Origin of the sequence: Sphingomonas sp. A2-49 (genome assembly GCF_025548555.1) — a bacterium.
Taxonomy (GTDB): domain Bacteria; phylum Pseudomonadota; class Alphaproteobacteria; order Sphingomonadales; family Sphingomonadaceae; genus Sphingomonas.
This window is the reverse complement of sequence record NZ_JAJLPA010000011.1, coordinates 51758-71671: the sequence shown is the minus strand read 5'-3', so window position 1 is coordinate 71671 and position 19914 is coordinate 51758. Positions and strand designations below refer to the sequence as shown.

General features: G+C 68.7%; 14 protein-coding genes and 2 pseudogenes. 10 read left to right on the top strand and 6 right to left on the bottom strand.

Going from position 1 to position 19914, the window contains the following annotated elements:
• The first annotated feature begins 9 nt into the window (after positions 1-9).
• The 4 genes from adh (at position 10) to LPN01_RS10830 (ending at position 5441) form a co-directional block, all read left to right on the top strand.
• Complete coding sequence (adh, locus tag LPN01_RS10845) at positions 10-1530, top strand: aldehyde dehydrogenase (RefSeq protein ID WP_262828429.1); 1521 nt, start codon at positions 10-12, stop codon at positions 1528-1530.
• A 106-nt stretch (positions 1531-1636) separates the two neighbouring features.
• Complete coding sequence (locus tag LPN01_RS10840; RefSeq protein WP_262828427.1) at positions 1637-2023, top strand: DUF779 domain-containing protein; 387 nt, start codon at positions 1637-1639, stop codon at positions 2021-2023.
• Positions 2024-2079: 56 nt separating this feature from the next.
• On the top strand, positions 2080-3213 hold the full coding sequence (locus LPN01_RS10835) for an FIST N-terminal domain-containing protein (protein WP_262828426.1): 1134 nt from the start codon (positions 2080-2082) through the stop codon (positions 3211-3213).
• Positions 3207-5441: a NahK/ErcS family hybrid sensor histidine kinase/response regulator gene (locus LPN01_RS10830; protein WP_262828425.1), complete on the top strand. Its 2235-nt coding sequence runs from the start codon at positions 3207-3209 to the stop codon at positions 5439-5441. The genes LPN01_RS10835 and LPN01_RS10830 overlap by 7 nt, the downstream gene beginning before the upstream one ends.
• A 31-nt stretch (positions 5442-5472) precedes the next feature.
• Here LPN01_RS10830 and LPN01_RS10825 read toward each other — a convergent pair whose 3' ends face one another.
• The 4 genes from LPN01_RS10825 to pedF form a co-directional block, all read right to left on the bottom strand.
• Complete coding sequence (locus LPN01_RS10825) at positions 5473-6120, bottom strand: response regulator (RefSeq protein WP_262828424.1); 648 nt, start codon at positions 6118-6120, stop codon at positions 5473-5475.
• 86 nt (positions 6121-6206) lie between these two features.
• The gene (locus tag LPN01_RS10820) at positions 6207-7985 is read right to left on the bottom strand and encodes a methanol/ethanol family PQQ-dependent dehydrogenase (RefSeq protein WP_262828423.1); all 1779 of its coding nucleotides are present in this window, start codon (positions 7983-7985) and stop codon (positions 6207-6209) included.
• A gap of 128 nt (positions 7986-8113) precedes the next feature.
• Positions 8114-8959: a substrate-binding periplasmic protein gene (locus LPN01_RS10815; protein ID WP_262828422.1), complete on the bottom strand. Its 846-nt coding sequence runs from the start codon at positions 8957-8959 to the stop codon at positions 8114-8116.
• 4 nt (positions 8960-8963) lie between these two features.
• Complete coding sequence (gene pedF, locus LPN01_RS10810) at positions 8964-9416, bottom strand: cytochrome c-550 PedF (protein WP_262828421.1); 453 nt, start codon at positions 9414-9416, stop codon at positions 8964-8966.
• A gap of 125 nt (positions 9417-9541) precedes the next feature.
• Here pedF and LPN01_RS10805 point away from each other — a divergent pair, with 125 nt between their 5' ends.
• From LPN01_RS10805 to LPN01_RS19150, 5 genes and pseudogenes are all read left to right on the top strand, one after another.
• Positions 9542-10501, top strand: coding sequence for a PQQ-dependent catabolism-associated beta-propeller protein (locus LPN01_RS10805; RefSeq protein ID WP_262828420.1), 960 nt, complete (start codon positions 9542-9544; stop codon positions 10499-10501).
• 94 nt (positions 10502-10595) lie between these two features.
• Entirely contained in the window at positions 10596-12032 is a 1437-nt protein-coding gene (locus tag LPN01_RS10800) for a porin (RefSeq protein WP_262828419.1), read from the top strand.
• 91 nt (positions 12033-12123) lie between these two features.
• Positions 12124-14049 carry an acetate--CoA ligase gene (acs, locus tag LPN01_RS10795; protein WP_262828418.1) on the top strand — a complete coding sequence of 642 codons (1926 nt, stop codon included), beginning with the start codon at positions 12124-12126 and terminating at the stop codon, positions 14047-14049.
• A 108-nt stretch (positions 14050-14157) separates the two neighbouring features.
• A pseudogene (locus LPN01_RS10790) lies at positions 14158-15354 on the top strand (esterase-like activity of phytase family protein); the annotation flags it as partial.
• A gap of 180 nt (positions 15355-15534) precedes the next feature.
• A pseudogene (locus LPN01_RS19150) lies at positions 15535-15645 on the top strand (PEPxxWA-CTERM sorting domain-containing protein); the annotation flags it as partial.
• 40 nt (positions 15646-15685) lie between these two features.
• Here LPN01_RS19150 and LPN01_RS10785 read toward each other — a convergent pair.
• Both LPN01_RS10785 and LPN01_RS10780 read right to left on the bottom strand, forming a co-directional pair.
• Positions 15686-15877, bottom strand: coding sequence for a hypothetical protein (locus LPN01_RS10785; protein WP_262828415.1), 192 nt, complete (start codon positions 15875-15877; stop codon positions 15686-15688).
• 77 nt (positions 15878-15954) lie between these two features.
• Complete coding sequence (locus LPN01_RS10780; RefSeq protein WP_262828414.1) at positions 15955-16209, bottom strand: hypothetical protein; 255 nt, start codon at positions 16207-16209, stop codon at positions 15955-15957.
• A gap of 357 nt (positions 16210-16566) precedes the next feature.
• On the opposite strand from LPN01_RS10780, the gene LPN01_RS10775 reads away from it, so the two are divergent.
• Positions 16567-19905 carry a M10 family metallopeptidase C-terminal domain-containing protein gene (locus tag LPN01_RS10775; RefSeq protein WP_262828413.1) on the top strand — a complete coding sequence of 1113 codons (3339 nt, stop codon included), beginning with the start codon at positions 16567-16569 and terminating at the stop codon, positions 19903-19905.
• Positions 19906-19914: the final 9 nt, after the last annotated feature.

Sequence of the window (19914 nt, the reverse complement as noted above, 5' to 3'; positions counted from 1 at the left end):
GAGGATGCCATGCTGCAACAAGCGCTCGACCAGCTGAAGGGCCAGGTCGCGATTCGCCCCAAATACGACAATTACATCGGTGGCGACTGGGTTGCGCCGGTCCGCGGCCAGTATTTCGACAATCCCTCGCCCGTCACCGGCAAGACCGTGTGCCAGATCGCGCGCGGCACGGCCGAGGACATCGAACTGGCGCTGGACGCCGCGCACAAGGCGAAGGACGCCTGGGGCCGCGCCGCGCCGGCCGAGCGTGCGCTGATCCTCAACCGCATCGCCGACCGGATGGAAGAAAAGCTGTCGCTGCTGGCGATGGTCGAGACGATCGACAACGGCAAGCCGATCCGTGAAACGACCGCCGCCGACCTGCCGCTGGCGATCGACCATTTCCGCTATTTCGCCGGCTGCCTGCGCGCGCAGGAGGGGTCGCTGTCGGAGATCGACCACGACACCGTCGCCTATCACTTCCACGAACCGCTCGGCGTGGTGGGACAGATCATCCCGTGGAACTTCCCGATCCTGATGGCGGTGTGGAAGCTCGCGCCGGCGCTCGCCGCCGGCAATTGCGTGGTGCTGAAGCCCGCCGAACAGACGCCGATGTCGATCATGGTGCTGATGGACGTGATCGGCGACCTGCTGCCGCCGGGCGTCCTGAACGTCGTCAACGGCTTCGGCGTCGAGGCGGGCAAGCCGCTGGCGCAGAACAAGCGGATCGCCAAGATCGCCTTTACCGGCGAGACGACGACCGGCCGGCTCATCATGCAATATGCGACCGAGAACCTGATCCCCGTCACGCTGGAACTGGGCGGCAAGTCGCCCAACATCTTCTTCGCCGACGTCATGGCCGAGGATGACGACTTCCTCGACAAGGCGGTCGAGGGGTTCACGATGTTCGCGCTCAACCAGGGCGAGATCTGCACCTGCCCCAGCCGCGCGCTGATCCAGGAATCGATCTACGACCGGTTCATGGAGAAATGCGTCGCCCGGGTCGAGGCGATCCGCGCGGGCAGCCCGCTCGACATGTCCACCATGATCGGCGCGCAGGCGTCGAACGACCAGCTCGAAAAGATCCTGTCCTATTTCGACATCGGCCGGGCGGAGGGCGCCAAGGTGCTGACCGGCGGCGAGCGCGCGACGCTCGAGGGGGAGCTGGGCAGCGGCTATTACGTCAAGCCGACGATCCTCCAGGGCCACAACAAGATGCGCGTGTTCCAGGAAGAGATCTTCGGTCCCGTCGTCGCGGCGACGACATTCAGGGACGCCGACGACGCGCTCGCGCTCGCCAACGACACGCTCTACGGCCTCGGCGCCGGGGTCTGGTCGCGCGACGGGACGACCGCCTATCGCATGGGTCGCGGCATCCAGGCCGGGCGGGTGTGGACCAATTGCTACCACGCCTACCCCGCGCATGCGGCGTTCGGCGGGTACAAACAATCGGGCATCGGTCGCGAGACGCACAAGATGATGCTCGATCACTATCAGCAGACCAAGAACCTGCTGGTCAGCTACAGCCCGAAGGCACTGGGCTTCTTCTGATCCACCGATGTTCCGCGGGGCGCGTTCCCCCTTTTCCTCGCGCCCCGCGGGGCACGTCGCGGCGGATCTCCGGATCCGCCGCCTTCTTTCGTTCTGGAGCCTGCACATGACCGCCCCGCCCCGCGTCCTGTCGACCCCGGCCGCCGACGCGACGATCGCGATGCTGGCCGCCAGACACGGTCCGCTGATGTTCCACCAGTCGGGCGGCTGCTGCGACGGGTCCGCACCGATGTGCTATCCGGCCGGCGAATTCCGCGTCGGCGGACAGGACGTGCTGCTCGGTCATGTTGCCGGCGGCGTGCCGGTATGGATCGGCGCGGCGCAGTTCGAATATTGGCGCCATACGCAGGTGACGATCGACGTCGTCCCCGGTCGTGGCGCGGGCTTTTCGCTGGAGGGGCCGGAGGGCGTCCGGTTCATCGTGCGCAGCCGCGTCTTCTCGGACGCGGAGGTCGACGCGCTCGACGCCGCCGATCCGCCGCGACGCGGGTGACGGGCGGGCACAATCAACGGATGACGCTGACGCGCACCGATGACATGATCGACGCCATGCCCATCCGTGTCGCGTCCACCCGTATCGACGATCCCGAACTCGCCGTGCGCGCGCTGTTCCGCGACCTCGACGTGCCCGCCCTCGGCGGCCTTGTCCTCTTCTGTTCGAGCCGCTATCCGCTGGACGACCTCGCGGCGGCGATCGGCAGCCGCGGCGACGGCCTGACCATCGTCGGCTGCACCTCGTCGGGCGAGATCACGCCGGATGGCCTCGACGAGGGGACGATCACCGCGATCGGCTTTCCCGCCAGCGATTTCCGCCTGTCGGCGACGTGCTTCGAGGATCTCGACGGCTTCGACGCCGGCCAGGCGCAGCGCGTCGTGCGGGCGCTGGTCGCCGACGCCAACGAAGCGACGCGCGGCTTCGGCACCACCCACCATGCCGCGATCTTCCTCGTCGACGGCCTGTCGCACCGCGAGGAAATGCTGACGCTGACCTTGCAGGACGCGCTGGGCGAGGTGCCGATGATCGGCGGATCGTCGGGCGACGGCCTCGATTTCCGCGAAACCTTCGTTTTCTACGACGGACGCTTCCGGCGCGATGCCGCGGTCGTCGCGATCCTGTCGTCGCGGCGCCCGATGAAGGCATTCCGGGCGCAGCATTACGGCCCCGGCAGCGTCAAGATGGTCATCACCGCCGCCGACACCGACCTGCGCACCGTGCACGAGATCAACGCCGAGCCCGCCGCGGCGGAATATGCGCGGCTGGTCGGCGCGCGCGTCGAGGATCTCGGCCCCGCCGTGTTCGCGACGCACCCGCCGATGGTCCGCGCCGGCGGCGAATATTACGTCCGCTCGATCCAGACCGCCAATCCCGACGGCAGCCTGACCTTCTATTGCGCGATCGACGAGGGCATCGTGCTGACGCTGGGCGAGGCGGGCGACATCATGGGCGGCCTGCACGACCTGTTCGACCGGCTGGACGCGGACGTCGGCGGGATCGACCGGGTGCTGGGTTTCGACTGCGTGCTCAATTCGGTCGAGGTCGAGCAGCGCCAGTTGCGCTCCGCCGTCTCGCGCCTGTTCGCCAGCCGCGGCGTCGTCGGCTTCAACACCTATGGCGAGCAGTTCCACGGCCTGCACGTCAACCAGACGTTCAGCGGCCTCGCCATCGGCAGGCCGCCGTGCTGACCGCGCCCGCCGAGGCGGCGTCCGATGCCGCCGGCCGGATCGCCGCGCTCGAGGCGCAGGTGCGCAAGCTCGGCCGCATAAACGCCTCGCTGATGAGCCGCGTCGAACGCTCGACCGATCTTCAGGGCAACGCCTTCTCGGTGTTCGAAACCGCGATCAGCCTGGAAGGCAAGGTGCGCGACCGCACCGCCGACCTCGAACGCGCGCTGTCCGACCTTGCCGCGACCAATGCCGCGCTGGCGCACGCCCGCGATGCCGCCGACAGCGCGCGCAGCCGGCTGGGCGATGCGATCGAGACGATCAACGAAGGCTTTGCGATCTTCGACGCCGACGACCGGCTGCTGCTGTGCAACCAGACCTATCGCTCGCTGTGGCCCGCGATCGCCGACGAGATCGTGCCCGGCGTCAGCTTCGACGAGATCGCCGGCCGGATCGGTGCGACCGGCAGCTCGCTGGGCGCGATGATCGCGCCCGACCGCTGGATATCCGAACGCGTCGCGCAGCATCAGGTGGCGGAGGGCGGCCACGTCATCGCGCTCGCCGACGGGCGCTGGATCCAGGTCAACGAGCGCCGCACGTCCGAAGGCGGCATCGTCGGCGTCTATACCGACATCACCGACATCAAGGCGGACGAGGCGCGCCAGCGTGCGCGCGAGGCCGCCGAGCGCGCGGTGGTGTTGCAGGCGACGCTGGACGCAATGCCGCAGGGCGTCTGCGTCTTCGACCGCGACGGCGCGCTGCTGGCATGGAACGGCCCGCTGCTCGCGCTGCTGCGGCTGACGCCGGCGCGGGCGCGGCACCAGATCGCCGATCACCAGGCGCTGGTCGACTGGTGCAAGGTCGCGCTGCCGCGCGCCGACGCGGTCAACACGCTCGGCTGGATCGCGGCCGGCGCGGACAGCACCGAGATTTCCGAGATCCGCCGCCTCGCCGACGGCCGTTCGCTGGAGGTGCGGCGGCTGGCGATGCCGGGCGGCGGGATGGTGATCGGCTTCAACGACGTCACCGATCGGCTGAGAGCCGCCGAGGCGCTGGAACGACGGGTCGCCGAACGCACCGCCGAATTGCAGCGCGAGGTGAGCGAGCGTGTCGCCGCCGAGGCCGCGATGCGCGAGGCGAAGACCGCGGCGGAACAGGCGAACCTGTCGAAGACGCGCTTCCTCGCCGCCGCCAGCCACGACCTGTTGCAGCCGCTCAACGCCGCGCGGCTGTTCGTGTCGGCGCTCAGCACGCGTCGGCTCGCGCCGCCCAATCGCGTGCTGGTCGACCAGACCGCCTCCGCGCTCGATTCGATCGAGCATCTGCTCGAGGCGCTGCTGGAGATATCCAAGCTCGATGCGGGCGCGATCACCCCCGAAATCGTCGACGTGCCGCTCGACGACCTGTTCGCCGCGCTGCGCGCCGAATATGCGCTGGCCGCGGCCGAGCGCGGGCTGTCGCTGGTCGTCGACGCCACCGATATCTGGGTCCGCTCCGATGCGCGCATGCTGCGCCGCATCCTCCAGAACATCCTGTCGAACGCCCTGCGCTACACCGTCGCGGGCGAGGTGCGGATGGCGGCGTCGTGTCGCGGCGGCGAGGTCCGCGTCGCGATCAGCGATACCGGGCCCGGCATCGATCCGCGCCACCATGGCGAGATCTTCGAGGAATTCCGCCGCCTCGACGGCCGCAACGGGCCGGGCATCGGCCTGGGGCTGGCGATCGTGGAGCGCGCCGGGCGGATGCTCGGCCACCCGATCCGGCTCGACAGTGCGCTGGGCGAGGGATCGACCTTCACCGTCGGCGTACCGCTCGCCGCGGTCGGGGTCAGCTCGCGGACGGCGCCGGTCCATACCAGCAGCCGCGGGATCGGCGCGCGGGCGGTGCTCGTGCTCGACAACGAACAGGCGATCCTCGACGGCATGCGCGCCGTGCTGGAAGGCTGGGGATGCCGTGTCGTCACCGCGCTCGACGAGGTTGCGGTGCGCGCCACGCCGGCGCGCGAGGTCGCGGCGATCGACGTCATCCTCGCCGACTATCACCTGGAGGACGGGGTCACCGGCGATGCCGCGGTGGCGCGCATCCGCACGCTACTGGGCCGCGCCGTCCCCGCCGTCATCATCACCGCCGACCGGATGCCGGCGCTCCGCGATGCGCTGGTGGCGGAGGGGCTGCATGTCCTGCAAAAGCCGGTGAAACCGGCGCAGCTGCGGGCGCTGCTCGCCCAGCTGACCACCGGGCGCGGGTGAGCGCAGTCCCGCGGGCGTCGCGCCGGCTGCCTCAGTCGCGCGCGGCGGCGACGAAATGCACCTTGTTGGCGAGGATCACCGCCTGCGTCCGGCTGTAGACATTGAGCTTTCCCAGGATCGCGGACACGTGCGCCTTCACCGTCGTCATCGACACGTCCAGCTCGAACGCGATCTGCTTGTTGAGCTTGCCCGCGACCACCAGTCCGAGCACGACGCGCTGCTGCGGGGTGAGCGTCGCGATGCGGCGCCGGATGTCGACGCCCTCGCCGCCGTCGCCGGCACCGATCCGGAATTCCTCCGGCATGAACACGTCGCCCGCCAGGATGGACTGGATCGCGGCGACGATCGCGCTGCGCTTCAGCGATTTCGGGATGAAGCCCGCGGCGCCATGCGCGATCGCGGCGCTGACGAGGCCGCTTTCCACCGCGCCCGAGACGATGACGATCGGGATCGAGGGAAAGCGCGCCCGCAGCGTCGCGAGCCCCGCGAAGCCGTCCGCATCGGGCATGTTGAGGTCGAGCAGGACGAGGTCGAAATCGCCCTCGCGCTCGATCACCGCCTGCGCCTCGGCGATCGACGACGCCTCGAAGAGTTCGGTCTGGTCGAAGGCGACCGATATCACCGTGCGCAACCCGTCCCGCACGAGCGGATGGTCGTCCGCGATGAGCACCCGTTCCACGCTGATCCCTCTCCCCGCCGGCGGGTCTAGCGTACCGATGGCGGCAGGACAAAGGGGCGCCGTCGCCGACGCCCCCCATCCGCCGATCACGACCGGGGCAGCTTGAACACCCAGAGCGCGCCGCCCTGGTTGATGTGCTGCACCGCCTTGGCGACCTCGCCGCCCCACAGCGGCACCGCGCCGCCCCAGCCGGACATGACCGCGACATATTGCTCGCCGTCCTGCTCCCACGTCACCGGCGATCCGACCACGCCCGACCCGGTGTTGAACTTCCACAATTCCTTGCCGGTCTTCGCGTCGAACGCCTTCAGATATCCCTCGGGCGTGCCGGTGAAGACGAGGTTGCCCGCGGTCGTCAGCACACCACCCCACAAAGGTGCCTTGTTCTTGTATTCCCACATGATCTTGCCGGTCTTCGGGTCGACCGCGCGCAGCACGCCGATATGGTCGTCGTAGAGCGGCTTGATCGTGAAGCCCGCACCCAGATAGGCCGCGCCCTTCTTGTACGCGATCGGCTCGTTCCAGATGTCCATGCCCCATTCGTTGCTGGGGATGTAGAACATGCCGGTCTGCTGGCTGTAGGCCATCGGCATCCAGTTCTTGGCGCCGAGGAATGCGGGGGCGGAAAAGACCGAGGTGCCCTTCTCCGCGGTCGGCGGGCCGGGGCGGTTGGCATCGACGTAGATCGGCCGTCCGGCCTTGCTGTAGCCCGTGGCCCAGGTCGTCTTGCTGACGAACGGGGTCGCCGACACGAACTTGCCGTTGGTCCGGTCGAGGACGAAGAAGAAGCCGTTGCGATCGGCCTTCGCGCCCAGCTTGCGCCCGCCCTGGTCGAAGGGGATGAATTCGTTGACGCCGTCGAAGTCCCAGCCATCGTGCGGGGTCGTCTGGTAATGCCACTTGATCTCGCCGCTGTCGGGATCGAGCGCCAGCGTCGACGAGGTATAGAGGTTGTCGCCGGGGCGCAGGTGGCTGTTCCACGGCGCGGGATTGCCGGTGCCCATGTAGACGAGGTTGGTTTCGGGATCGTAGGTGCCGCCGAGCCAGGTGGCACCGCCCCCGGTCTTCCACTGGTCGCCCTGCCAGCTCGCGTTGAGCTTGCCGGTCATCGTCGAATCCTTGCTGTTGAGGGTGCCCATGTTCCCCTCGATCGTCGGACGCGACCAGACGAGTTCGCCGGTGTTGACGTCGCGCGCCTCGACCCGGCCGACGATGCCGAATTCGCCGCCCGAATTGCCGTAGATCACCTTGCCGTGCACGATCATCGGCGCCGCCGTGTTCGAATAGCCCGCGTCGTAATCCTGAAGCTTCTTGTTCCAGATCACCTTGCCCGTCGTCCGGTTGAGCGCGACCATGTGCGCGTCGAGCGTCGAGAAGATCACCTTGTCGCCATAGATCGCCGCACCGCGGTTGACGACGTCGCAGCACGGCATGATCCCGTCGGGCAGGCGTGCGTCATATTGCCATTTCTCCTCGCCGGTCCGCGCGTCGAACGCGAACAGGCGGCTGTACGAGCCCGTGACGTAGATCGTGCCGTCGTAGACCAGCGGCTGCGATTCCTGGCCGCGCTGCTTCTCGCCGCCGAGCGAGGCGGAAAAGGCGGGGACGAGGCGGCCGACGTTCGCGGTGGTGATCTGGGCGATCGGGCTGAACCGCTGCGCCTTCGGTCCCATGCCATAGGTCAGGATGTCGCCCGGCGTGGCGGCGTCGTTCATCAGGTCGGCATCGGTCGGGCCGGCCCCGGCCGCGCCCGCGACGGGGGCCGCCGGCGCGACGGTCGCCGCCGGACGGTCGGCCGCGGCGAGCGCCCCGGACGAAAGCGCCGCTCCGGCGAGCAGGGCCAGGCGGGTGCGATGTCGGATCATGCAGTCTCTCCCCTTGTTGCCCGAGTCCGGTGTTTCGGCCGGGCTGTGTTGGGGAGAGACTAAACCCGCGCGGCGGCGGCCTAAATGCTACCTTGGGACGAGGCCTGCCGACCCCGGCCGACCGCCGTTCAAGCGGCCGCCAGCGGGGCCTTCGGACTGACGCCGTAGCGCACCAGGATCCTCGCCAGCGTGCCGTCCTTCTGCAACGCCGCGACCGACCGCTCCAGCGCATCGCCCAGGTCGCGGCTGTCGTCCTTCACCGCCAGCCCGACGTCCCAGCCGGGCGAGGGCAGCGCCGGCAGCGGGCCGCGACGCACCTTCACCTTCGGATTGCCGCCGGCGAGCGCATGCTCGACCTGCGCGCGCGTCGCGAGCACGGCATCGGCCCTGCCCTCCTTGACCGCGGTCAGCGCGGCGTCGCCACTGGGAAGGTGCTGCACGTCGCCGCGCAGCACGCCGCCGAAGCTGCCCGACAGGTAGAAATCGGGGATCGAATCGAGCTCGGCGACCAGCCGCTTGCCCTTCAGCTGCGGCGGCGCGACCTCGCAATCGGTATCGATCCCGCACGCCATCTGGAACCCTTCGCGATAATAGGGTGCGACGAACACGGCGCGGTCGTTGGCGAGCGCGAAGGTGCGGTCGTAGGGGACGTGCATCATCACGTCGGCGACCGAACCGCCGATCAGCGGCCCGCGCCAGATCATGTTGCGCAGATCGTCGCCGACGTCCTCGTCCGCCATGAAGTCGACCATTTCGGCCCGGAGCCCGAGCGACGCCGCCAGCGCCTGGGCGAAGTCGACGTCGATACCGACGAGCGTGCCGTCCCGTCGCCACGACCATGGTGCGAAGTCGCGATAGACGGCGACGCGCAGCACGCCCGCCGCCTTCAGCTTGTCGAGCGACGCCGCCGCGGCGCCGCGGGGCAGCAGGGCGGCGGCGACGCCGCCCGCCAGGAACGCACGCCGTCCGATCACGCGCCTATTCCTCGTGCTTGGTGTCGAGCCACGACCGGATCGCCCAGCCGGCCTTCTGGCCCAGCACGTCGCCCATCGCGGGCATGTACACCTTGCCGTCGCGCACCGATCCCTTGTGATAGCGGGTGATGTACCATTCGTCGCCGTCCTCGCCCTTGTCGAGGTAGCGCAGGTCGGGCGCGATGCCGCCCGATATCGCCTCCAGCCCGTGGCACCGCGCGCAATTCTGGCCGTAGGCGCTCTCGCCGATCTTCTGCGCGGTGGCATAGACCTTGGGGTCTGCGCGATAGGGGTTCTTCGTGAGGTAGGTGTCGTTGCCGCCCTGGATGTCGGGCAGCGCGCTGGTGTCGACGGGTTGCGGCACGACGTTGCCATGCGCGAGCAGGTTCGCCCCGATCGACCCCGCCGCGACCAGCATCGATGCGGCGAACAGCAGCCGCGATCCACGATACGCCATGACACACCTCTTTCGTCCACCGCGAAGGCGCGGTTCCTGGCGGCCGATCCTAGGCGCGGGCCGCGGAAACCCCATTGCACTTTGGTAGGAGGGCGTTCGCCGCCGCGCCTGCTATCCTTTCGACCATGCGCACGCTTCCCCTGATCGCGGTCCTCGCGACGCTCGCCACCCCTGCCGTCGCGGAGACGATCTACGTCACCAACGAGCGCGGCAACTCCATCACCGTCATCGACGGGGCGACACTGAAGACGATCGCCACCTGGCCGGTCGGCAAGCGCCCGCGCGGCATCCTGCTGTCGCGCGACGGCCGGCAATTGTACGTCTGCGCCAGCGACGACAATGCGGTGCAGGTGATCGACCGCGCCAGCGGTCGCGTCGTCGCGGACCTGCCGTCGGGCGAGGACCCGGAGACCTTTGCGCTGTCGCCCGACGGCAAGCTGCTGTTCGCCTCGAACGAGCGCGACGCGCAGGTGACGGCGATCGACATCCCCACCCGCACCGTCGCGTTCCAGATCGTCGTCGGCGTCGAACCCGAAGGCATGGCGGTCAGCCCCGACGGGCGCACCGCGGTCTCCACCTCCGAAACCGACAACGCGCTGCACTGGATCGACATCGCGACCCGCCGTCCGATCGCCGAAACGCGCGTCGACGCGCGTCCGCGCCATGCCGAATTCACCGCGGACGGGCGGCAATTGTGGTCTTCCGCCGAGATCGGCGGCACCGTGCAGATCGTCGATCCGCAAACCCACGCGGTAACCCAGACGATCCGCTTCGCGCCCCCGGGCGTGCCGCCCGAAAAGGTGCTGCCCGTCGGCATCCGCTTCACCCCCGACGGTCGCCGCGCCCTCGTCGCGCTGGGTCGCGCCAACCATGTCGCGATCGTCGACGTCGCGACCCGCAAGGTGCTCGGCTACGTGCCCGTCGGCCAGCGCGTGTGGCAGGTCGCAATCGGTCCCGACGGCCGCCGCGCCTTCGCCGCCAACGGGCTCAGCGACGACGTCACCGTCATCGACCTAAAGACCAATGCGGTCACCGCGACGCTGCCCGCCGGCAGGGCGCCATGGGGCGTCGTCGTCGCGCCCTAGGCCCGTCCAAAGTCCAATTCCGCGCCGCCCCGCCATCGGTCAGCTTTCCTGCCAAGGGCCTCGATCGATGGCCTTCGAACAGGGGAGGACGGGAATGAACCGAACGGGCAAGCTGCTGGGCGCGGTCGCCGGTGCCGCGCTGATGTGCTGTGCGGCATCGCCGGCACAGGCGCAGGATGCCACCGACGAGCTGCTGCTGCGGCTGAAGGAAAAGGGGATCCTGACCAGCGACGAATATGACGCGCTGGTCGCGCGCAAGCAGACGCAGGCCGCGACCCCGATCGCGACCGGCCAGCCCACCGTCAACGCACAGGTCGCGCAGGGCGAGGCGACGCAGCAGGCGGCGGCGGAACGGCTCGACGACAAGAAGATGGTGCGGATGACCGATGCCGGCGTCGGCCTGATGATCGGCGACGTCGCACTGAAATTCTCCGGCTCGGTCAACGGCTTCTACGTCCACGACAATGGCGACCGGGCGATCCCCGGCAACGCGGTGGCGGGCGGGCTGGCGACGGTGGGCGACAGTTCGTCGGCGATCCGCAACGGCCTGCTCCCCGGCTTCCTGAAGGTCGAGGTATCGACCACGCAGGGCGGCTGGGACGTCGGCGCGCATTTCGGCATGTACCCGGGCATCAACAGCAACCTCGGCAATGCCGGTGCCAATGGCGGCGGGTCGCCCGCGGCGCTCCAGACCTCCGGCATCGATTTCCGCCAGACCTACCTCACCTTCGGCCGCAAGGACTTCGGCGAGGTCAAGATCGGTCGCGACATCGGCCTGTTCGGGTCGGACGCGATCCTGAACGACATCACGTTGCTCGCGGTGGGCACCGCGGCGGGCAACGGGGCGCCGTCCAACACCTCGCTCGGGCGGATCGGCCTCGGTTACATCTACACCGATTTCCAGCCGCAGATCACCTATTCCTCGCCCCGCTTCGGCGGGCTCCAGGTATCGGGCGGCATCTTCCAGCCGCTGACCACGGTCGGCTTCAGCGAGATCAACAGCGCCCCCGGTTTCCAGGCGAAGGCGACGTACGACATGGTCCCCGTCGACGGCGGCTTCGGCCTGCACGCCTGGGTCAGCGGACTGGTCCAGAAGCACGACGCGACCGCCACCCTGCCGGAATATACCGGCCGCGCGGTCGATCTGGGCGCCAAGCTGTCCTATGCCAACGCCAGCCTGACGGGATATTATTACACCGGCTCCGGGGTCGGCACGATCGGGCTGTTCCTGCTGTCGACCGACGCCCTCGGCCGCAAGCGCGACAGCGACGGTTTCTACGTCCAGGGAACGCTGGGCGTCGGCAAGTTCACCGCGGGCGCGAGCTATGGCCAGAGCAACCTCGACCGTGCGAGCGGCGAGGCGATCTCCGCCCTCGTCCGCCGCAACGCGAGCTATGTCGGGCAGCTGCGCTATGGCCTCACCAGCTGGGTGACGCTGATCGGCGAGTATACGCACACCCGGTCGAAGGCGCACAACGGCAACGACGCGCAGTCCGACGCGCTCGCCGCCGGTGCGATCCTGTTCTTCTAGGCCGCCCCTTCCGGGCCGGCCCCGCGCCGGTCGTTCCCTTCGGTCATCGCGGTTCCCCGATCGCGATGACCGTGCTGCATCCGGAGACGATATGACCGACGCGATCCACCCCGCCACCGCGCGAGCGGGCAGCATCGACGCGGCCGAATACGACCGCCGCTACGCCGCCGCCGCCGCCGATCCCGAAGCCTATTGGCGCGAGGCCGGGCGGTGCCTCGACTGGATCACGCCCTATACGCAGGCGAAGGACACCAGCTTCGACGAGGCCGACTTCCGCATCCGCTGGTTCGGCGACGGGACGCTCAACCTGTCGGTCAACTGCCTCGACCGGCACCTGTCGACACGCGGCGACCAGCCGGCGATCGTCTGGGAGGGCGACGAGCCCAGCGAGACGTGCCGGGTGAGCTATCGCGAACTGCACGCGCGCGTCTGTCGCTTCGCCAACGTCCTGAAGGACCAGGGGGTACGCAGGGGCGACCGCGTGACGCTCTATCTGCCGATGATCGTCGAGGCGGCGGTGGCGATGCTCGCCTGCGCGCGGATCGGCGCGATCCATTCGATCGTGTTCGGGGGCTTCTCGCCCGACAGCCTCGCCAGCCGCATCCGGGACTGCGACGCCCGGCTGGTGGTTACCGCCGACGAGGGCTGTCGCGGCGGCAAGCGGGTGCCGCTCAAGGCGAATGTCGATGCCGCGCTTCCCGCCTGCCCATCGGTCGAGCGGGTCGTCGTCGTGCGCCGCACCGGTGCCGGCGTCGCGATGACACCGGGCCGCGACATCTGGTGGCACGAGGCGGTGGCCGACGCCGCAGAAGATTGCCCGCCCGAACCGATGAACGCGGAGGACCCGCTGTTCATCCTCTACACCTCGGGATCGACGGGGACGCCCAAGGGCGTGCTGCACACGACCGGCGGCTATGGCGTGTGGACCGCGACGACGTTCCGCGACGTCTTCGACCATCGCGACGGCGACGTCTTCTGGTGCACCGCCGACGTCGGCTGGGTCACCGGGCACAGCTATGTCGTCTACGGACCGCTGGCGAACGGCGCGACGACGGTGATGTTCGACGGGGTGCCCAACTATCCCGACCACGGCCGCTTCTGGGACACGATCGACCGGCTCGGCGTCACCACCTTCTACACCGCGCCCACCGCGATCCGCGCGCTGATGCGCGAGGGCGACGACTGGGTGACGCGATCCAGCCGCGCCTCGCTGCGCCTGCTCGGCACGGTGGGAGAGCCGATCAATCCGGAAGCGTGGGACTGGTATCACCGCGTCGTCGGCGAGCGGCGCTGCGCGATCGTCGACACATGGTGGCAGACGGAGACCGGCGGCATCCTGATCGCGCCTTTGCCCCATGCCACCGACCTGAAGCCCGGATCGGCGACGCGCCCCCTGCCGGGTGTGATGCCGCTGCTGGTCGGTCCGGCGGGCGAGGTGCTCAACGGCGCGGTCGAGGGCAACCTGTGCATCGCCGACAGCTGGCCGGGACAGATGCGGACGCTGTGGGGCGATCACGACCGCTTCTTCCAGACCTATTTCACCACCTATCCGGGGCTGTATTGCACCGGCGACGGCTGCCGCCGCGATGCCGACGGCTATTACTGGATCACCGGCCGGGTCGACGACGTCATCAACGTATCGGGCCATCGCATGGGAACGGCGGAGGTGGAGAGCGCGCTGGTCGCGCATGCGAAGGTCGCCGAGGCCGCGGTCGTCGGCATGCCGCACGAGGTCAAGGGCCAGGCGATCTACGCCTATGTGACGCTCAACGTCGGCGAAGAGCCGAGCGATGCGCTGCGCACCGACCTGCGCCAGTGGGTGCGGCGCGAGATCGGGCCGATCGCCAGTCCCGACGCGATCCAGTTCGCGCCGATGCTGCCCAAGACCCGGTCGGGCAAGATCATGCGGCGCATCCTGCGCAAGATCGCGGAGGGCGACACGACGAACCTCGGCGATATCTCGACGCTGGCGGTGCCCGGCGTGGTCGAAACGCTGATCCGGGACCGGGTCGGCTGATCCGCGACGGGCGCCCGCGCGACGGCTGACGCGATACTGTCGCCGTTCCGTCGCGCCGGTGTCACGCGGCTGGTGTCTACCCCGGCTGGTTAACGGGGAGATACCATCATGCGTCCAATCGCCATCATCGCCGGCCTGTTGCTCGCCACGCCCGCAGGGGCGGCCACGTTCGTTTCGCAATATGCCGTCGCGGGCGGCGCCGTCGACCTGTCGGGCCTGTCGGGTACGGGCAACAGCCGGCTGGGCGGCTTCGGTTCGGACCTGATCTACGACGCGGGAAGCGGGCTGTTCACCGGCATGAGCGATCGCGGACCCGGTGGCGGCGTCCTGCCCTACGCACCGCGGACGCAGACCTTCTCGCTCGGCATCGATCGCGCCACCGGCGCCATCGACGGCTTCCAGGTTCAGGCGACGACGCTGTTCCGCCAGTCGAACGGTGCGACGTTCAACGGGCTGAACCCGCTGCTGCTGACCGGCAACGCCGCGACGCTCGGCGGGTCGCTGGATCCCGAAGGGCTCGCGCGCCTGCCCAACGGCAACCTGCTCGTTTCCGACGAATACGGTCCCTCCGTGCTCGAATTCACCCCCGCCGGCGTGTTCGTGCGCAGCTTCGCCACGCCCGACAACCTCGTGCCGCGAACCGCCGCCGGGGGGACAAACTATGTCGATGGTCGCCCGACGATCACCACCGGCCGTCAGGACAATCGCGGGTTCGAAGGGCTTACGGTATCGCCCGACGGCAAGACCGCCTACGCCATCCTCCAGGATCCGCTGGTCAACGAAGGGCGCAACGGCGCCAACGCCGACGGACGGTACAGCCGGAACGTGCGGATCGTGTCGTTCGACGTGGCGAGCGGGCAATCGACGGGCCAGTATATCTACCAGCTCGAAAGCCTCGCCGACGTCAACGGCCGCATCGACGGCACCGCGAACGATTTCGCCGCGAGCGCGCAGGGGCGCTCGATCGGCGTGTCCGCGATCCAGGCGCTGTCGAACGGCACGCTGCTGGTGCTGGAACGCGACAATCGCGGGCTGGGCGTCGACGACCCCACCGCGGCAAGTCCCGTGGGATCGAAGCGGTTGTACCGGATCGACCTCACCGGCGCGACCAACGTCGCCGGCCTCAGCCTCGCCGGGACGAACGATCTGCCCGCCGGCGTGGTTCCGGTCGGGAAGAGCGCCACGCCCTATCTCGACATCGCCGCCGCGCTGCGTGCCGCCGGCCTGACCGTGCCCGAGAAGATCGAGGGGTTCGCGTTCGGCCCGCGGCTGGCCGACGGCAGCTACACGCTGATCCTGGCGACCGACAACGATTTCTCGGTGACGCAGAACGGCGCCGGAACGCAGTTCGACGTCTGCACGAGCGGCGGCGCCGGCATCACGGCGCAGGTCGCGCTCGGCGCGCCCTGCCCGACCGGCACGGCGCTTATCCAGAACTACCTCTACAGCTTCCGGATCTCGGAAGCCGAATATGCGCAACTCACCGGCAGCGTGCCCGAGCCGGCGAGCTGGGCGATGACGATCGCGGGCATCGCGCTGGTCGGCTTCGCCGCCCGCCGGCGGCGACGCGGCACGGCCGTGGGGGCCGCCGCCTGACCGCGCCGCGGCCGGCGCAGCGGCGCCGCCGGCCAGTCGGTCAGCTCGGGTGGGCGACGGTTTCCGCCTCGTCCTCCCCGACCCGGTCGTCGGCTGGCGGTGCCTCGTCGTCGTTCGCGAGCTGCATCTGTTCGTAGGCGATCTCGAGATCCGCGACCCCCGATCCGGTCGGCTGGATCGGCAGGTCGGCGAAGGTTTCCGGCGGCGTCGCATGGTCGGGGTGGTCGGTCATCGCGGCTCTCCTGTTAGCCGGGACAAACGCACGGGGCCGGCGATGGTCGCACGCCGATCGATCGCCGGCGGTCGTGGTCAGAGGCCGAGCCGGTCGAGCCGCGCCTCGATCTCCGCGGTCACCGGCGTGTTGCGCGTCATGCGCGCCAGCCGCGTGCGCAACCGGGATGCGGCGTTGCGATACGCCTGCCACCGGGTGCGCCGGGCGGTCCGCGTCGCATAGGGCGCGGGCTGGTCGAGCTTGGCCTCCTCCAGCGCGATCATCGCCTCGACGATGGCCAGTGCGTCCCTGACACCCTCCGCACGCCCCGCGCGAAAATCGCCGCTGTCCATGATCGGTATCCCCGCCGCTGCGCCGTCGCCTTGCCCGCTCGCCGCGGCTTAGTCCACCACCCGCGATGCGGCGGGCCGGGCGCGAAACGACATGAGCCACGGCGGCTATCCGCACGACCAGCCACCGCGGACACGCACGAAGAACCAGCATAGCGCCGGACAACACGAAAGGAACGTCCGTAATCGCCGCAGTGTCGCAATGGTTAATGCCTGAATTTGCTCGGCAATTTTCACGCAGTGCCGGAATGATACACGCTAACCTTAACGTCGTCCTAACGAACGTTCGCATGATGCGGCATTCCCGCTATGGGCTGGCGCACAACGGCCGTGCGTCGTCGGGGAACATGGGGACAATTGATGGCGAGCGCAGCACCGCTGATCGTTGACGGCAATCTCAACGACTGGACCCAGGCGGACCGCATCGATCGTGGGCTGGGCGCCGGCTACGCCATCTACGCCCGCGCCGACGGCGCCGACTTCGTGTTCGCGATGACGTCGCCGACCGCGATCGGCGCTAACACCACGGCCTGGCTCAACACGGATCGCAACGCGGCCACCGGATACCAGGTGTTCGGCTTCGCCGGCGGCGCCGAATACAACGTCAACTTCGCCGCCGACGGCACCGTGTCACTGTACAGCGGCGCGGCGGGCCAGACGCTGGTCGCGAGCGGGTTGCAGGTGGCGTGGAACGCCGACCGCACGACCGTGGAGTTCCGCGTGCCCAAGGCGGCGATCGGCAACCCCCAGGCGATCGACACGATCTACGACGTCAACGACAATGCGTTCCTGCCGGGCAATTACTCGTCGACCCCGTTCACCGTGTTCAACAACACCGGGATCGTCGCCGCCGCCGATCATCGCATCGCGATCGTCTGGTCGGACACGACCGCAAACAACTATTTCAGCAAGACCGCCTATTCGCAGCTGTTCATGGCGGCGCAGAGCCAGGCGATGCAGGCCGGCGTGCCGTTCGACATCCTGACCGAGGGCGATCTCACCAGCCTCGCGACGCTGGCCAAATACGACACGATCGTCTTCCCCTCGTTCCGCAACGTCGAAGCGACCAAGGCCGACGCGATCGCGCAGACGCTGGAACAGGCCACGAAGCAGTTCGGCATCGGGCTGGTCGCGGCGGGCGAGTTCATGACCAACGGCGCCGACAATACGGCGCTTGCGGGGGATTCCTACGCGCGCATGAAGCTGTTGTTCGACGCGACGCGCGTCACCGGCGGCTTCCCCGCCGACGTGACGATCAAGGCGGCCGATCCCGCGCATCTCGTCCTCGACGGCTATACGGACGGACAATTGGTGCGCCAGTACACCGGGGTCGGCTGGAACGCCTTCACCAGCGTCAGCGGCACCGGCACGACGATCGCGACCGAGACGGTCAACGGCCAGACCTACAACGCCGCGATCGCGACGCAGACCGGCGGCCGCAACGTTTTGTTCTCCAGCGAAGCGGTGATGGCGGACGACAACCTGCTGCAAAAGGCGATCGACTATTCGGTGCACGGCAGCGGCCTGTCGGTCGGCGTGCAGATGACGCGCGAGGCGGGCATGATGGCCGCCCGCATCGACATGGACCAGAGCCAGGAGCGCGAGGAGGTCAACCCCGCCAACAATGCGGCCGGCATCTACGACAAGCTGATCCCGATCCTGACCGAATGGAAGAGCACCTATAACTTCGTCGGCAGCTATTACGTCAACGTCGGCAACAGCCCGGCAACGGGGCAGTCGACCGACTGGGCGGTGTCGCTGCCCTATTACAAGGCGCTGCTCGACATGGGCAACGAGCTGGGCTCGCACAGCTATACGCACCCGGAAAACACCAACCTGCTCACCGACGCACAGATCGCGTTCGAATTCGGCACGTCGCGCGCAGAGCTTGAGAAGCAACTCAGCGCGTTCCTCGGCAAGAGCGTGACGGTCGGCGGCGCGGCCGTTCCCGGCGCGCCCGAGCAGATCGCGACCAGCCAGGAAATCCTGAAATACGTCACCTATCTCAGCGGCGGCTATTCGGGGGTCGGCGCGGGCTATCCCAACGCCTTCGGCTACATGACGCCGCAGAACGCCGCCGACGACAAGGTCTATATCGCGCCCAACACCTCGTTCGACTTCACGCTGATCGAATTCCAGAAGAAGACGGTGGCGGAGGCGAGCGCGGTCTGGGCCAAGGAGCTGGCCGCGCTGACCAAGAACGGCGACGCGCCGGTCGTCGTCTGGCCGTGGCACGATTACGGCCCCACGGCCTGGAACGCCGACGGCCTCGCCAGCCCCTACACCAAGCAGATGTTCACCGACTTCATCGCGCAGGCGGCGAAGGCCGACCTCGAATTCATCACGCTGGCCGATCTGGCGACGCGGATCAGCGCGTTCCAGAACACGACGATCACGTCGAGCGTCGTCGGCAACACGATCACCGCGACGGTCGGCGCGACGACGGGCACGTTCAGCCTCGACGTCGACGGCCAGGCGAGCGGACAGGTCATCAAGAGCGTCGCGGGCTGGTACGCCTATGATGCGGACAAGGTGTTCCTGCCCAAGACCGGCGGCACCTACACGATCACGATGGGCGCGCTGGCAGACGACGTGACGCACATCACCGCGCTGCCGATGCGGGCCGAGCTGACCGCGCTCAGCGGCGACGGCCGCGACCTGTCGTTCACGGTCGTCGGCGAAGGCAAGGTGACGGTCGACGTCAAGGCGCCGGGCACCGACTGGGTCACGGTGACGGGCGGCAAGATCGCCAGCCAGATCGGCGAGATCCTGACCATCGACATCGGCACGATCGGCACGCACGCGGTCGCCGTCGGGCACGAGGCGAATGTCGGCCCGGTGCTGACCTCGTTCGGCGGCGGCACGACGGGCGCGCTCTCGATCGCCGAGAACGGCACCGCGGTGACGACGATCACCGCGACCGACGCCAACATGGTGTGGGGCGATTCGATCAAATATTCGATCGCCGCGGGCGGTGACGGCGGCGCGTTCACGATCGACGCCACCACCGGCGTGCTGAAGTTCCTCGCGGCGCCCGATTTCGAGGCGCCGACCGACGCCAACCGCGACAATATCTACGCGGTGACCGTCGTCGCGACCGATGCGCGCGGCGCGATCGACACGCAGACGCTGTCGATCGGCGTGACCGACGTCGTCGGCATCACGAAGACGGGCACGATCTTCGCCGACACGATCAACGGCACCAACGAACAGGACGTGCTGGACGGCAGCTGGGGCAACGACGTGCTCAACGGCCTGGGCGGCAACGACCGGCTGATCGGCGGGCTCGGCAACGACACGCTCAACGGCGGTGCGGGCAACGACACGCTGATCGGCGGCAGCGGCACCGACACGCTGACCGGGGGTGCAGGCAACGACATCTTCCGCTTCGAAAGCAAGTCGGACAGCGCCGCCTCGTCGCTGCGCGACGTCATCACCGATTTCGTCAGCGGCCAGGACAAGATCGATCTGAGCGCGATCGACGCCAACGAATCGCTGCTGGCGCGCGGCGACCAGGCGTTCTCGTTCGTCGGCACCGGACGCTTCACCGGCGCCGCGCAGCTGCGCTACAGCTACCAGATGATCGGGGGCAAGGAATATACCGTCGTCGAGGGGAACACCGGTGCGCTGCTGACGGCGGACTTTTCGGTCGCGCTGCTCGGGCATCATAACCTCACCGCAAACGACTTCTTCATGTGACCTGACATA